Annotated in this window: 17 protein-coding genes; 16 read left to right on the forward strand and 1 reads right to left on the reverse strand. The window is 58.7% G+C overall.

From position 1 onward, the window contains the following. The first annotated feature begins 58 nt into the window (after positions 1 to 58). The 14 genes from fabD (at position 59) to FHW68_RS19965 (ending at position 11,999) form a co-directional block, all read left to right on the forward strand. Positions 59 to 997, forward strand: a complete 939-nt coding sequence (gene fabD / locus FHW68_RS19900) for an ACP S-malonyltransferase (RefSeq protein ID WP_183682569.1) — start codon at positions 59 to 61, stop codon at positions 995 to 997. Positions 998 to 1,013: 16 nt separating this feature from the next. After that, on the forward strand, positions 1,014 to 1,757 hold the full coding sequence (fabG, locus tag FHW68_RS19905) for a 3-oxoacyl-ACP reductase FabG (RefSeq protein ID WP_095634903.1): 744 nt from the start codon (positions 1,014 to 1,016) through the stop codon (positions 1,755 to 1,757). 191 nt (positions 1,758 to 1,948) lie between these two features. Beyond that, positions 1,949 to 2,185: an acyl carrier protein gene (gene acpP / locus FHW68_RS19910; RefSeq protein WP_003175607.1), complete on the forward strand. Its 237-nt coding sequence runs from the start codon at positions 1,949 to 1,951 to the stop codon at positions 2,183 to 2,185. 108 nt (positions 2,186 to 2,293) lie between these two features. Further along, a complete protein-coding gene (fabF, locus tag FHW68_RS19915; RefSeq protein WP_095634904.1) occupies positions 2,294 to 3,538 on the forward strand; it encodes a beta-ketoacyl-ACP synthase II in 1,245 nt (414 codons plus the stop codon). Then, a complete protein-coding gene (pabC, locus tag FHW68_RS19920; RefSeq protein WP_183682572.1) occupies positions 3,538 to 4,353 on the forward strand; it encodes an aminodeoxychorismate lyase in 816 nt (271 codons plus the stop codon). Before fabF ends, pabC begins: the two co-directional genes overlap by 1 nt. 3 nt (positions 4,354 to 4,356) lie before the next feature. Further along, entirely contained in the window at positions 4,357 to 5,583 is a 1,227-nt protein-coding gene (gene mltG, locus FHW68_RS19925; protein WP_095634906.1) for an endolytic transglycosylase MltG, read from the forward strand. Positions 5,584 to 5,602: 19 nt separating this feature from the next. After that, complete coding sequence (gene tmk, locus FHW68_RS19930; protein WP_183682576.1) at positions 5,603 to 6,235, forward strand: dTMP kinase; 633 nt, start codon at positions 5,603 to 5,605, stop codon at positions 6,233 to 6,235. Continuing rightward, the gene (locus FHW68_RS19935) at positions 6,228 to 7,214 is read left to right on the forward strand and encodes a DNA polymerase III subunit delta' (protein WP_095634908.1); all 987 of its coding nucleotides are present in this window, start codon (positions 6,228 to 6,230) and stop codon (positions 7,212 to 7,214) included. The genes tmk and FHW68_RS19935 overlap by 8 nt, the downstream gene beginning before the upstream one ends. 43 nt (positions 7,215 to 7,257) lie before the next feature. Beyond that, positions 7,258 to 7,614, forward strand: coding sequence for a PilZ domain-containing protein (locus FHW68_RS19940; RefSeq protein WP_007903986.1), 357 nt, complete (start codon positions 7,258 to 7,260; stop codon positions 7,612 to 7,614). A 14-nt stretch (positions 7,615 to 7,628) separates the two neighbouring features. Then, a complete protein-coding gene (locus FHW68_RS19945; RefSeq protein WP_095634909.1) occupies positions 7,629 to 8,420 on the forward strand; it encodes a TatD family hydrolase in 792 nt (263 codons plus the stop codon). A gap of 393 nt (positions 8,421 to 8,813) precedes the next feature. After that, positions 8,814 to 9,452 carry a TetR/AcrR family transcriptional regulator gene (locus tag FHW68_RS19950; RefSeq protein WP_095634910.1) on the forward strand — a complete coding sequence of 213 codons (639 nt, stop codon included), beginning with the start codon at positions 8,814 to 8,816 and terminating at the stop codon, positions 9,450 to 9,452. 140 nt (positions 9,453 to 9,592) lie between these two features. Next, positions 9,593 to 10,561 (forward strand): GTP 3',8-cyclase MoaA, encoded by a 969-nt coding sequence (locus tag FHW68_RS19955; RefSeq protein WP_183682580.1) that lies wholly within the window; start codon positions 9,593 to 9,595, stop codon positions 10,559 to 10,561. Between the two features lie 255 nt (positions 10,562 to 10,816). Further along, complete coding sequence (locus FHW68_RS19960) at positions 10,817 to 11,422, forward strand: DUF4823 domain-containing protein (protein ID WP_183682583.1); 606 nt, start codon at positions 10,817 to 10,819, stop codon at positions 11,420 to 11,422. A 16-nt stretch (positions 11,423 to 11,438) separates the two neighbouring features. After that, the gene (locus tag FHW68_RS19965; protein ID WP_183682586.1) at positions 11,439 to 11,999 is read left to right on the forward strand and encodes a DUF1285 domain-containing protein; all 561 of its coding nucleotides are present in this window, start codon (positions 11,439 to 11,441) and stop codon (positions 11,997 to 11,999) included. Positions 12,000 to 12,058: 59 nt separating this feature from the next. Here FHW68_RS19965 and FHW68_RS19970 read toward each other — a convergent pair whose 3' ends face one another. Further along, positions 12,059 to 12,931, reverse strand: a complete 873-nt coding sequence (locus tag FHW68_RS19970) for a triacylglycerol lipase (RefSeq protein WP_095634914.1) — start codon at positions 12,929 to 12,931, stop codon at positions 12,059 to 12,061. Positions 12,932 to 13,187: 256 nt separating this feature from the next. On the opposite strand from FHW68_RS19970, the gene FHW68_RS19975 reads away from it, so the two are divergent. Continuing rightward, entirely contained in the window at positions 13,188 to 13,904 is a 717-nt protein-coding gene (locus tag FHW68_RS19975) for a FadR/GntR family transcriptional regulator (RefSeq protein ID WP_095634915.1), read from the forward strand. A gap of 100 nt (positions 13,905 to 14,004) precedes the next feature. Beyond that, entirely contained in the window at positions 14,005 to 14,880 is an 876-nt protein-coding gene (locus FHW68_RS19980; RefSeq protein WP_183682589.1) for an SMP-30/gluconolactonase/LRE family protein, read from the forward strand. The last annotated feature ends 203 nt before the right edge of the window (positions 14,881 to 15,083 follow it).

Below are 15,083 nucleotides of genomic sequence, written 5' to 3' on the forward strand. Positions count from 1 at the left end.
TTGCGTTCCGGAAACGGGGCGTCATTCTCCGACGACAAGATCATTAGGGGCTTGTTAAATGTCTGCTTCCCTCGCATTCGTCTTTCCAGGACAGGGTTCGCAGTCCCTCGGCATGCTGGCCGAGTTGGGCGCGCAACATCCGGTGGTCCTCGAAACATTCAAAGAAGCTTCCCAAGCTCTGGGTTACGACCTGTGGGCACTGACCCAGCAAGGGCCGGAAGAACAACTCAATCAAACCGATAAAACCCAGCCGGCCATTCTGACCGCTTCGATCGCCTTATGGCGTCTGTGGCTGGAACAAGGCGGTGCGTGTCCGGCGTACGTTGCCGGTCACAGCCTGGGCGAGTACAGCGCCTTGGTGGCTGCCGGCAGTCTGAGCCTGGGTGATGCAGTGAAGCTGGTAGAGCGTCGCGGTCAGTTGATGCAGGAAGCGGTTCCGGCCGGGCAGGGCGGCATGGCCGCAATCCTGGGTCTGGAAGATGCCGACGTGCTGGCAGCCTGTGCCGAAGCGGCGCAAGGCGAAGTAGTTAGCGCGGTCAACTTCAATTCCCCGGGCCAGGTCGTGATCGCTGGTGCCAAGGCGGCGGTCGAACGCGCCATCGAGGGTTGCAAGGCACGTGGCGCCAAGCGCGCCATGCCATTGCCGGTCAGCGTACCGTCCCACTGCGAATTGATGCGCCCCGCCGCTGAGCGGTTCGCCGAATCGATCGCAGCGATCAACTGGAAAGCGCCGCAGATCCCTGTGGTACAGAACGTCAGCGCCGATGTTCCAGCGGATCTGGAAACCCTCAAGCGCGATCTGCTTGAGCAGCTCTACAAGCCTGTACGCTGGGTCGAATCGGTCCAGGCGCTGGCAGCCAGAGGTGCGACCAATCTGGTCGAGTGCGGCCCTGGCAAAGTGCTGGCCGGTCTGAACAAACGTTGCGCCGAAGGCGTGTCGACCTCTAACCTCAATACCCCAGACGCTTTCGCTGCCGCCCGCGCAGCGCTGGCCTGAACAAGGAGAAGCTTGCATGAGTCTGCAAGGTAAAGTTGCATTGGTCACTGGTGCCAGCCGTGGTATCGGCCAGGCTATCGCTCTGGAATTGGGTCGTCAGGGTGCCATTGTCATTGGTACCGCGACTTCCGCTTCGGGGGCCGAGCGTATCGCTGCGACCCTGAAAGAAAATGGTATTCAGGGCACTGGCCTGGAACTCAATGTCACCAGCGACGAGTCCGTAGCGGCCGTGCTGGCGAGCATTCAGGAGCAATTCGGTGCGCCGTTGATCCTGGTCAATAATGCCGGTATCACCCGCGATAACCTGATGATGCGCATGAAAGATGACGAATGGCATGACGTCGTCGATACCAATTTGAACAGTCTGTTCCGCCTGTCCAAGGGCGTTCTGCGCGGCATGACCAAGGCGCGTTGGGGACGAATTATCAGTATTGGCTCGGTTGTGGGTGCCATGGGCAACGCAGGCCAAGTAAACTACGCTGCCGCCAAGGCCGGTCTGGAAGGTTTCAGCCGTGCACTGGCGCGTGAAGTCGGTTCGCGTGCGATTACGGTAAACTCGGTGGCCCCAGGGTTCATCGACACCGATATGACCCGTGAACTGCCCGAGGCGCAGCGTGAAGCCTTGCAGACGCAAATTCCGCTGGGTCGTCTGGGGCAAGCTCAAGAGATCGCGTCTGTGGTCGCTTTTCTTGCATCTGACGGTGCGGCTTACGTTACTGGGGCTACAATCCCGGTGAACGGCGGGATGTACATGAGTTAAATGTGACGGATTGCTTCAAAAAAATGTCATACGAGCTGTCTAAAATCCGTTATAAAGCTGCAATCTATTTATAGACAGAGGGCCGCCGGGTTTGAGGAGTGAAGCTTTCAGTTGAAAAACTGAAAAGTCTTTCTATACACTTACCCACCGGCCAGCTGCCTGAATTTGTCCATTAGGAGTGAAAACAAGGTATGAGCACCATCGAAGAGCGCGTCAAGAAAATCGTTGCTGAGCAACTGGGCGTTAAAGAAGAAGAAGTGGTCAACACTGCTTCCTTCGTTGAAGACCTGGGTGCCGACTCCCTTGACACTGTTGAGCTGGTGATGGCTCTGGAAGAGGAATTCGAGACCGAAATCCCTGACGAAGAAGCTGAGAAGATCACTACTGTACAAGCGGCAATCGACTACGTTACCAGCCACCAGGCGTAATAGTTTTTAGTCGTCGCTCGCTGTCATGGAAAAACCGCACTGCCATTTTGGCGTGCGGTTTTTTCTTTAGGCCTGATGCAAAGTCGTCATTTGAAAAAGGAGAGTGCTGTGTCGCGTAGACGCGTCGTAGTCACCGGTATGGGTATGTTGTCGCCACTGGGCACGGATGTGCCGAGCAGCTGGCAGGGCATTCTGGCTGGCCGCAGTGGCATTGGTCTGATCGAACACACCGACCTTTCTGCCTATTCCACCCGTTTTGGCGGCTCGGTAAAGGGCTTCAATGTCGAGGAATACCTGTCGGTCAAGGAAGCTCGCAAACTCGACCTGTTCATTCAATACGGTCTGGCTGCAGGTTTTCAAGCCGTGCGTAATGCAGGCCTCGAGGTCACCGACGCCAACCGCGAGCGGATCGGCGTGGCCATGGGGTCGGGTATTGGTGGTCTGACCAATATCGAAGAGACCAGCCGTACACTGCATGATTCCGGCCCACGACGGATTTCTCCGTTTTTCGTGCCTGGCTCGATCATCAATATGATTTCCGGTTTCCTGTCCATCCATTTGGGGGCACAGGGACCTAACTACGCCATCGCCACAGCGTGTACCACCGGTACGCACTGCATCGGCATGGCGGCACGCAACATCATGTACGACGAAGCCGACGTGATGATCGCCGGTGGTGCCGAGATGGCCGCGTGTGGTCTGGGCATGGGCGGCTTCGGTGCCTCCCGCGCACTGTCGACGCGCAACGACGAGCCGACCCGTGCCAGTCGTCCATGGGACAAGGGCCGCGATGGTTTCGTCCTGTCTGACGGCGCCGGTGCACTGGTGCTCGAAGAACTGGAGCACGCCAAGGCGCGTGGCGCGACCATCTATGCCGAACTGATCGGTTTCGGCACCAGTGGCGACGCCTACCACATGACCTCGCCACCGGCCGATGGTGCGGGTGCTGCGCGTTGCATCAGCAATGCCTTGCGCGATGCGAAGATCAATAGCGATCAGGTTCAGTACATCAACGCCCACGGCACGTCGACTTCGGCTGGCGACCTCGCCGAAGCCTGTGCGATCAAATCCGTGTTCGGCGATCACGCCTACAAGCTGGCGGTCAGTTCGACCAAGTCCATGACCGGTCACCTGTTGGGTGCAGCGGGCGCGGTCGAGGCGATTTTCAGCGTGCTGGCGATCAACAGCCAGGTAGCGCCACCGACCATCAACCTCGATGAGCCGGACGAAGGCTGCGACCTCGACTTCGTACCCCACACCGCGCGTGGCATGGATATCGACGTGGTGCTGTCCAACTCCTTCGGATTTGGCGGTACCAACGGCTCGCTGGTGTTCCGTCGGTTCGCTGACTGATGGACAGCTGGGTCGACGGTCAACCGGCTGACGCTTTGTCGCTGAAGGATCGCGGCCTGGCTTACGGTGATGGTCTGTTCGAGACCATTGCAGTCAAGGGCGGGCAGCCACTGTTGCTGGATCGACATCTGTCGCGTCTGGCGGAGGGTTGTTCGCGCTTGGCGATTGCCGCTGATCATCAACTGGTCCGCGCAGAGCTGCTGGCCTACGCCGCCGCGCTGGGCGAGGGCGTGCTCAAGCTGATCCTCACCCGCGGCGACAGCCTGCGCGGCTATGCCGCCGATCCCTCGGCTCAGGCTCGACGCATTCTGCAAGGCAATCCCCCCGCGGCTTATCCGGCTGTTCATGCGGAGCAGGGCGTTCGTCTGTTTCCTTGTGCAACACGGCTTTCCAAGCAGCCACTGCTCGCTGGCCTCAAACATTTGAATCGTCTGGAACAGGTCATTGCCCGCTCCGAATGGCAGGACACCGAGCATGCTGAAGGCTTGATGCTTGACCAGGTCGGGCGGGTGATCGAAGGTGTGTTCAGCAATTTGTTCCTGGTGCGCGATGGTGTGCTAGTGACCGCCAATCTCAAACGTTGCGGTGTGGCGGGCGTGATGCGTGCTGAATTATTGTTTCAAGCCAAGTCATTGGGAATTCCCACGCAAATCACCGATATCACTCTAGAGCAGCTGCAATGGGCTGATGAGGTCTTTGTCTGCAACAGCGTGTATGGCGTTTGGCCGGTGCGCGCCTACGCCGCACTGAGCTGGCCGGTTGGGCCGCTCACCCGTAAACTCCAAACCATTGCCCGTGCGCTACTGGATGCTTGATTCGTGAGACGTAAATTCTTGCTGCTGCTGGAAACCGGATTGGTTCTGGCGGGGCTGTTGGCCGGCGCTTGCGCCTGGAAAATCGATTCGGCGCTGAAGCAGCCGCTGAACATCACTCAGGAAAAGCTGCTGGAAGTGCCCAAAGGCACTACGCCAAATCGCACCTTCCTTCGACTCGAAGCTGATGGCGTCATCAAAGACGCTTTCTGGCTGCGCGTGTACTGGCGCTTTAATCTGGCAGGGCAACCGTTGCACAGCGGCGAATACCGCATGGTCCCCGGTATGACAGTCAATGGGCTGATCGACCTGTGGAAGCGCGGGGAAATGGTGCAATACAGCCTGACGCTGGTCGAAGGCTGGAATTTCCATCAGGTTCGCGCAGCGCTGGCCAAGGATGAAAAACTCGAACAGACCCTGACCGGTCTGAGCGACAGCCAGGTGATGGACAAACTCGGCCACAGCGGGGTTTTCCCCGAAGGACGATTCTTCCCCGACACCTATCGTTTCGTGCGCGGCATGAGCGACGCCGACCTGCTCAAGAAAGCTTACGACCGCCTCGACGAGGTCCTTGCCAAGGAGTGGAGTCAGCGTTCTGCCGATGTTCCTTACACCGAGCCCTATCAGGCGCTGATCATGGCTTCGCTGGTGGAAAAGGAAACCGGTGTGCCGCAGGAGCGTCGGCAGATCGCCGGCGTGTTCGTGCGGCGCATGGAAATGGGCATGCTGTTGCAGACCGATCCGACCGTGATTTATGGTCTGGGTGACCGTTACAACGGCAAGCTGACCCGCGCTCATCTCAAGGAGCCGACACCCTATAACACGTACATAATTGCTGGCCTGCCGCCGACGCCGATTGCGATGGTGGGCCGTGAAGCGATCCATGCGGCGCTGAATCCAGCGAACGGCAACAGCCTGTACTTTGTCGCTCGCGGTGATGGCAGCCACGTATTCTCCGATGATCTGGACGCTCACAACAATGCGGTGCGCGAGTTCCAGATCAATCGACGTGCCGATTACCGTTCCAGCCCTGCGCCGACTGTTGCGTTGCCGGCCGAAGATCTCCAGGCGCCAATCCCGGCGGCTTCGCCCAACATCGCCCCTGAAGAGCTGCCGCCAGTGGTGCCGCAGGATTCCATGCAGGATTCCGTGCCAGACTCTGCACCAGAGCCGGAACAAGAACCCGCGCCAGCACCCGAAGCGGATGTGCCCGCGCCGCAAAGCCCGCAATGACTCTGACTAAGGACTGCCTGTGACTGGCTTGTTTATTACCCTGGAAGGCCCGGAAGGTGCCGGCAAGAGCACCAACCGCGAATACCTGGCCGAGCGCTTGCGCGCTGCCGGGATCGAGGTGGTGTTGACCCGGGAACCCGGCGGCACGCCCTTGGCTGAGCGGATCCGTGACGTGCTCTTGGCGCCGGTCGATGAGGTCATGAACCCTGACACCGAGCTGCTGTTGGTGTTTGCCGCGCGGGCCCAGCATCTGGCCGAGGTGATCCGCCCGGCGCTGGCCCGTGGCGCCGTGGTGCTGTGCGATCGCTTTACCGATTCGACGTATGCCTATCAGGGCGGTGGTCGCGGTTTATCGCTGGAGCGCATTGCAACCCTCGAAAAATTCGTCCAGGGCGATTTGCGTCCGGACCTGACGCTGATTTTCGACCTGCCGGTAGATGTGGGCCTGGCCCGCGCCAGCGCCCGCGGTCGGCTGGATCGTTTCGAACTCGAAGGCCGAACGTTTTTTGATGCGGTGCGCACGGCCTTCCTTGAGCGTGCCAAAGCGGATCCTGCGCGTTATGTCCTGGTGGATGCCGCTCAGCCGCTGGCGCAGGTTCAGCAGTTCCTGGATGCCTTGTTGCCGCGTCTGCTGGAGTTGACCCGTGGCTGAAGCCTATCCGTGGCAGGACAGTCTCTGGCAGCAATTGGCCGGCCGTGCCCAGCATGCTCACGCCTATTTGCTGCATGGCCCGGCCGGGATCGGCAAGCGTGCGCTGGCCGAACGTCTGATGGCCAGTTTGTTGTGCCAGCGCCCGACCGCCCAAGGCGCCTGCGGTGAATGTAAATCCTGTCTGCTGCTGAATGCCGGGAGTCATCCCGACAACTACATTCTGGAGCCTGAGGAGGCAGACAAGGCGATCAAGGTTGACCAGGTGCGTGATCTGGTCAGCTTCGTGGTTCAGACCGCGCAAATGGGCGGGCGCAAAGTGGTGCTGATCGAGCCAGTCGAATCGATGAACATCAACGCCGCCAACGCCTTGCTGAAAAGCCTTGAAGAGCCGTCCGGCGATACCGTATTGCTGCTGGTCAGCCATCAGACCAGTCGTCTGCTGCCGACCATCAAGAGCCGTTGCGTGCAGCAAGCCTGCCCATTGCCAAGCGAAACCATGAGCCTGGGCTGGCTGGCCAGCGCTTTGCCGGACTGTTCGGAACAAGAGCGTATTGAACTGCTTACCCTCGCCGCCGGTTCGCCATTGGCCGCCGTCAAGTTGCAGGCACAGGGTGTGCGCGAACAACGGGCGCTGGTGGTCGAGGGCGTGAAGAAGTTGCTCAAGCAACAGCAATCGCCGACGCAACTGGCAGAAGAATGGAAAACCATTCCCATGTTGCTGCTGTTCGATTGGTTCTGCGACTGGTCGAGCCTGATCCTGCGTTATCAATTGACTCAGGATGAAGCAGGGCTGGGGCTGGCGGACATGCGCAAAGTGATTCAATACCTGGCGCAGAAATCCGCTCAGGACAAAGTCCTGAATATCCAGGACTGGATCCTCGCCCAGCGCCAGAAGGTGATGAGCAAAGCCAACCTCAATCCGGCCTTGTTGCTGGAGGCGCTACTGGTGCAATGGGTATCTTTGCCTACCCCAAAGTGACCGTCTGACACTAGACTCTGATCATCAGACAGCGGAGGTCAACATGAACGAGCCCGTCAGTCCGGGGCCGCGCAATGGCATCTTGTCCTTGACCATCAAGGACAGGGCCGTGCTCTACGCAGCCTACATGCCCTTCATCAAGAACGGTGGCCTGTTTATCCCGACCAACAAAAGCTACAAGTTGGGCGATGAGGTGTTCATGTTGCTGCACCTGATGGATGAACCGGAAAAGATTCCGGTCGCTGGCAAAGTCACCTGGATTACCCCCAAAGGCGCCCAGGGCAATCGCGCCGCCGGTGTTGGCGTGCAATTCAATGAAGGCGACGACACCGCGCGCAGTCGCATCGAAACCCATCTGGCCGGAGCCCTGAAGTCCGACCGTCCCACCCATACGATGTAAGTTGCAGCCCTTTTATGCTCGTAGATTCCCATTGTCACCTTGATCGCCTCGACCTTGCCGCTCATGACGGTTCCCTGGATGCCGCGCTCGATGCGGCCCGTGCGCGCGGGGTCGGGCACTTCCTGTGTATCGGTGTCAGCGCCGATAACGCCGCCGACGTCAAAGCCCTGGCCGAACGTTACGACGACGTCGACTGTTCGGTGGGCGTGCATCCGCTCGATGTGCAGCCGGGTGCTGCGCCCGCGCTGGACTGGCTGTTGCGCGAGCTCAATCATCCGCGGGTGGTGGCGATTGGTGAAACCGGTCTGGATTATCACTACGAACCGGAGGCGGCAGCGTTGCAGCAGGCATCGTTCCGTCTGCACCTGCAAGCGGCGGGGCAGACTGGCAAACCGGTGATTATTCATACCCGTGGCGCCCGCGCCGATACCCTTGAACTGCTGCGTGAAGCGGCACTGCCTCAAGCGGGTGTGCTGCATTGCTTCACCGAAGACTGGGAAATGGCCAAGGCGGCGCTGGACATGGGGTATTACATTTCCTTGTCCGGTATTGTCACTTTTCGCAATGCCGATGCCCTGCGGGATGTTGCCAGCAAGGTGCCGGCTGACCGCTTGCTGGTGGAGACCGACTCACCGTACCTGGCGCCGATCCCTTATCGCGGCAAACCGAACCTGCCGCAATACGTGCGTGAGGTAGCGGAATTTCTGGCCATGTTGCGAGGTGAGTCCTACGAACGATTTGCCGAGCAAACCACCGGGAATTTCAAGCGTTTGTTCCCGTTGGCACATGTCAGGGCATCGGTGTAACGTTAGAAAAGATCGCGGCCTCAGACCGCTCCGACGGGTTCTTGCCGCTGAATTTCAGGCAAAAAAAACCCGGGTTCTGGGGGGGGAATCCGGGTTAAGACCATTAGGAGTAAAACAAAGGCACGCAATCCGTTGGCACCTTCATCGACGCGACACTTGGGGGAGATGCCTCGCCGACAGTTGAAGTATTGATCAGTATTGCGCCGAGTCCAGTTTAGCTGGTCGGGTTTTTAAACAAATTTGGAATACGCGCGCTTCGGTTGAGTTCTCATTAACCCTCAAGGTGGTGCGAATTCATCAAGAAACACATATATGGTTGGATGATCCGTGCATTTTTGCGCAAGTTAGGCATAATACGCGGCTTCGAATTTTGACCCCTACAGACCTTTTCTTATGCATAAAGAACCTCGTAAGGTCCGTGAGTTTCGTCGCCGCGAGCAAGAAATTCTCGATACCGCGCTCAAGCTGTTCCTCGAACAAGGTGAAGACAGTGTCACCGTCGAGATGATTGCTGATGCCGTCGGTATCGGCAAAGGCACGATCTACAAGCACTTCAAATCCAAGGCGGAGATCTATCTGCGCCTGATGCTCGATTACGAGCGCGATTTGAACGAGTTGTTGCATTCGGCCGATGTCGACAAGGACAAGGAAGCCCTGTCCCGGGCCTACTTCGAATTTCGCATGCGCGACCCGCAACGCTATCGGTTGTTCGATCGCCTGGAAGAAAAGGTGGTCAAGGGCAACCAAGTGCCGGAGATGGTCGAAGAGCTGCACAAGATCCGCGCCTCGAACTTCGAACGCCTGACCCTGCTGATCAAGGGCCGGATCAGCGAAGGCAAGCTCGAAGACGTGCCGCCTTACTTCCATTACTGTGCGGCCTGGGCGCTGGTGCATGGCGCGGTGGCGCTGTATCACTCGCCATTCTGGAGCAATGTGCTGGAAGATCAGGAAGGTTTCTTCCAGTTCCTGATGGACATTGGCGTGCGCATGGGCAACAAGCGCAAGCGCGATAGCGACACTCCGAGCAACTGAACCCGTCAGTTGCCTTCTTGCGCCATGATTTTAGCTACATGGCGCAGTACCGCAGGAATATACTCAGGCTTAGGGCTTGCTAAAACTTGATTTGTGAGTCAAGTTTTGCGCGTTCGAATCTTCTTGCGCCGGAGTGATCCATGATCGTTGACCGTCAAGGCAGGCGTTTTCGCAATTTGCGGATCAGTCTGACCTCAGCCTGTAATTACGCTTGTACCTACTGCGTGCCCAATGGCAAGCGGCTGGTGGCTGCGCAGGATGAATTGTCGGCCGAGGCCATGGCACGCGGCGTGGCCTATCTGATCGAGGCGGCGGGCATCGAGCGTTTGCGCATTACCGGTGGCGAGCCATTGGTCAGTCCCAAGCTCGAAGCCTTCATGACTGCCGTCGGCCAAATGGGCCTGGCGGATATCAGCCTGACCACCAACGGTCAACTGCTGGCGAAGAAGCTGCCACTGCTGGTGGATGCCGGTCTTCGGCGCATCAACGTTTCCCTCGATACCCTGGATGCCAGCGCTTTTCGCAGCATTGCGCGCGGCGGTGATCTGGCGACCGTTCTTGACGGCATGGACCAGGCCGCAGCGGCCGGCATGAAGATCAAGGTCAACATGGTGCCGCTGCGCGGGCAGAACCTTGATCAGGTGATGCCGCTGCTCGATTACTGCCTGGAGCGCGGCTACGAGTTGCGCTTTATCGAGTTGATGCGCATGGGCCACTTGGCCAGCGACTCCAATGCCTTCCTGCAACAGTTCGTCAGCCTTCAGCAGTTGCTGAGCCTGATCGGCGAACGCTACGAGTACCTTCAGGCCGATGCGCCGGTCGATGCCACGGCGGTGCGTTACCAGATTCCGGGGGTGGGCCACTTCGGCGTGATAGCCAACGAAAGCGTTCCGTTTTGCCGCACCTGCTCGCGTCTACGCCTGTCGTCCACAGGGTGGCTGCATGGTTGCCTGTCGTCGAGCAATCGTCACTATGTCGGTGATTTACTGGACAAACCTCGTCATCAGGCGCTGCCCGCCTTGCAGCGACTGCTGGTCAAAGCCTTGGGCGACAAGCAGGAAGTGGCGTTCTCCGGCGGCGCGACCATCATGAAAATCATCGGCGGCTGATCGAGCCCTGTGGCGAGAGAGCTGTTGTGGCGAGGGGGCTTGCCCCCGTTGGGTCGCGAAGCGGCCCTAAAACCATTCTCCCCATTGTGTCAGAAGCACCGCATGTATCGGTTTTACGGCTGCTACGCAGCCGAACGGGGGCAAGCCCCCTCGCCACAGTTCACGCTTGAAATGATATGAGTTCCAGGGACTGGCGCGGAAGCTGCATCCCATGGCCATTCGCCGGTTTTCCGTCACCGGCCTTTGGAGGGTAGGATGCGTAGCCTGGTTTTGCTGCTGGCCGTTTTGGCGCTTGGTGGCTGCATGAATGTCAGCGATATGGCCGAAGGGACTCGCTACCACATGAGCGACGCGGGCCTGCTGGACCACAGCGACAGCCGTCGCGTGAATAACATCCGCATTCAGCCGGATTCGTTCATCTACATCGCCCAAGGTGCCTTCGCGCCACCGGGCAGCGCCTACCCGCGTCCTAACGTGGTGGCCGAAGAAGCCTTCAACGGCTTTATCGAATATTTCCCGATGGTCCGCCGCGCCCGCGCCCCGGAAGGGCTCGATGCTGCCATGGGCGAAGCCCGTGCCGCCGGTGCCCATTACCTGCTTTACACGCGTTTCGCCAAGGCCGACGACCGCATCGGCAACTCGGACGAATGGCTCGACCAGGAACACGTGGATCGCCTCGGAATCGACAACGGCGTGATTCAACTCATGTTGATCGAGACCAGCACCCAGTATTTGATTGATACTGCACGTATCAGGAGTCGTGGCGGTTTACTGACGTTCCACGACAACAAGCCCGAAGACTTGCTGGGCCCGCCGCTGGAGCAATATGCTCGTAGCCTGCTGGGGCTCAGCGACCAGTAATTGACAGGAGAACGCCATGAGTGGCCCGCAAAAAGCCAACGATCTGTTGGGGCAAATCCCCAAAACCAAAGGCTTGCCGCCGGTCCACTTGTGGAACCCCGACTTCTGCGGTGACATCGACATGCGCATCGCCCGCGACGGCACCTGGTATTACCTGGGCACGCCGATCGGGCGCAAACCGATGGTCAAGCTGTTCTCCACCATCATTCGCCGCGATGGCAATGATTATTTTCTGATTACCCCGGTCGAAAAGGTTGGCATCAAGGTCGACGACGCGCCGTTCGTGGCGATTGCCGTGGAGGTCGAAGGCGAAGGGGAGGCCCAGGTCTTGCGCTTTACCACCAACGTCGATGAAACGGCCGATGCAGGCGCCGAGCACCCTATACGCGTGGTGATCGATCCGGTGACTCAGGAACCCGCGCCGTACGTGCATGTGCGCACCAACCTTGAAGCGTTGATTCATCGCAATGTGTTCTACCAATTGGTGGAGCTGGCGGTGAGTCGTGAAATCGACGGGCAGCGCTGGTTGGGCGTGTGGAGCGGCGGCGAATTCTTCCCGATCGGGCATGAGCCCTAGTCGATTGAGCTTTAGAAACGAAACGGCCCGTTATTGCAACGGGCCGTTTTTTTTGGGGCTTACAAACCTTTGCTTCTAAGTCGCTCAGCATGTTCCAGGTAGAGCCTGACCGGGCTCACGTTCCAGCTGGTGATCCCAGCCATCTGATTGACGGCATCAAAGTGGTCCATCGGGTAATCCGAGCGAATCACTTTGCCCAGATGCGAGCTGTAGCGGCCGACCAACCCATCGTTTTCGCGCTTTTCTTTATAAAACAACTTCGACAGCACGACAGTATTCAAATGACTCGGGTCGAGTGGTTGCAGGCTTTGAAAGTTCTGCACGATCCCGCTCCAGGAGTAGTAATACACGCCGTTTTCAACTTCCTTGCCTTCGCCGCCCCAAACCTTTGGCATCCCTTGCGGGTATTTGCGATTGAAGGCAGCCAACCCCGCGCTGGTCAACGATTCGAATGCCGCTTCAGCGTCAATCGGGTTTTCCGGGTGGCCACTGATCAGCGAAATGAAGGTGCCAACCGCGCCCAGCAGGGCCAGTACGAACGCTTCGGGCAACTCGCCGGGCGTCAGTGCCTTATGCAATTGGTCGGCAATCTCGGAGCCATGATTGGGGCAACTGACCGATGTGACCGATGCGACCTTTTCCGGGTGCAGCGCAGCTACGTAGCGTGCAGCCAGGGGGCCTTGGCTATGGCCGATCAGATTGACCTTGGCAGCGCCCGTTTCCAGCAAAATGCGGTTGACGTGCTCGAGCAGTTTTTCACCACGCTCCTCATTGCCGTTGACGGCTGGAATATTGACCGCAAACACTTGAGCGCCGGCGCGTTCCAGCGCTTCCTCAATTTCGAAAAAATAGGGGTAACCGGCGATTCTGTCGAAGCCGAAAAGGCCGTGGACCAACACAATGGGGTATTTGGTAGACGCATCCATGTCCATGTCCATGTTCATACCTGTCGATAGCGGATTTTGAAGGGGAACAGACCGCAGACTGGCCGATCTGTAGCGGCTAACCGTAGTTTACAAAGTGGAGGGGATCAAAGCGCTTCGAGCAGGATTCGGACGAACAGCCATGTCGGTATGGCGATGCCTTTGAAAAATCCAATTGACACCCAATCATATGATGATTAGCGTGGGCATCCATTGCGAACGGCTTTGTGTCGTTTATTTTTTATCACCGGTCGACGAGGTACCCATGTCCAGCAGTTTTCATGCGTCGACGGTCGACTGGCTGGGGTGCTGGATTGCTGCCGGCCAGGTCAAACCCGGCCAAACCATCAAGGTCGAGGCCGACCTGGGCGAGCAGCTCGGTGTCAGTCGTACGGTCATTCGCGAAGCCATCAAGACGTTGGTGGCCAAAGGCATGCTCGAAGTCGGGCCGAAGGTCGGCACACGCGTATTGCCGGTGCGGCGCTGGAATCTCTTCGATCCGCAAGTCGTCGGCTGGCTGTCACGCAGCGGCTTGCCGGAAAACTTCGTCGACGACTTGCTCGACCTGCGCCGCACCATCGAACCGATGGCGGTGCGCTGGGCCTGCGAGCGTGCCACCGTCGAGCAAGTCCAGGCGGTGCTTCAGGCGTATAACGCGCTGGAGCGGGCAGTGGACAGCGGCGTCGATTACAACCGCGCCGATCAGTTCTTCCACGAGTGCATTCTCGCCGCCAGCCACAATCAATTCATCGAACAAATGGTCCCGGCCCTCGGCGCGTTGCTGGCCGTGTCTTTCGAAGTGTCGGCCGCCGACCCGGACGAGCTGCGCCGAACCTTGCCAATCCACAAAGACATGGCCGACGCCATCGCCGCCCGGGATGCCGCGCGGGGAGTATGGGCCTGCATGACCCTGATCGATAACGCTGACCTGGCGATCAAACGCTTCTACCCCCAAGTCATGGCCGACAAGAAGGCTGGCTAACGATAAAGAACCCTTGTGGGAGCGGGCTTTGTGGCAAGGGGGCAAGCCCCCTCGCCACACAGGCTCGCACACATAAAACAAGAACAATGCAGGAGGTTTCATGACGTGGACTGCGGTTACCGGACACCGTGCGCAACTCGGCGAAGGCCCGTTCTGGGATGCTCCGACCCAGGCCCTGTATTGGGTGGATATCGCTGGCAAACAAGCGCTCAGGCTGATCGGTGCCAATGTGGACATCTGGCAGATGCCGGAACACGTGTCCGCATTCATCCCCTGCGAAAGCGGTGATGCCTTGGTGACATTGAGCAGTGGGGTTTATCGGCTGGATCTGGATTCTCCCGGCCTGGAACCCCGGCTGACCTTGTTTTGCGTCGCCGATCCACAACCCGGCAATCGCCCCAACGAAGCCCGCTGCGATGCTCAGGGCCGGCTCTGGCTGGGCACGATGCAAAACAACATCGGGGAGCAGGGCGAAGACTTACCCATCGTGCGCCGGTCCGGCGGCCTGTTTCGCATCGACCACGATGCTCGGGTCACGCCGCTGCTACGAGGACTAGGCATCCCCAACACGTTGCTGTGGAGCGACGACGGCACAACCCTGTATTTCGCCGACAGCCTCGACAGCACGCTTTACCGGCATTTCATCCACGCCGACGGCAACCTGGATACCGCCCATGTCTGGTTTGGTTCCCATGAACGTGGCGGTCCCGACGGCTCGGCGATGGATGCCGAGGGCTATATATGGAACGCTCGATGGGATGGCAGTTGTCTGCTCAGGTTGAACCCCGACGGTCATGTGGATCGCGTGATCGAACTGCCGGTCAGCCGTCCCACCAGTTGCGTGTTCGGTGGCGAAGACTTCAAAACCCTGTACATCACCAGCGCCGCAAGCCCGCTCAATCATCCGCTGGATGGCGCGCTGTTATCGATTCGAGTGGATGTACCCGGAAAAGCCTGTCAGCGATTTTCTGGATAAATCCCAGAATATGGGATGTAAAATTATATATTGAGATTATTTGGCGGTCGGGTTTATAGTCGGCCCCATCAGTTACACGCACTCACACTTAAAAAAACAAAACAGGTGAAGTGATGCAGCGATATTCCACCGCACTCCTTTCTGGAGTCAGTGCTTCAGGCCGCCTCGGCGCCCGGGCATTTTCGCGCCTGCCTGCCTGTTCC

The sequence above is a fragment of the Pseudomonas sp. Tn43 genome (genome assembly GCF_014192635.1).
GTDB lineage: Bacteria > Pseudomonadota > Gammaproteobacteria > Pseudomonadales > Pseudomonadaceae > Aquipseudomonas.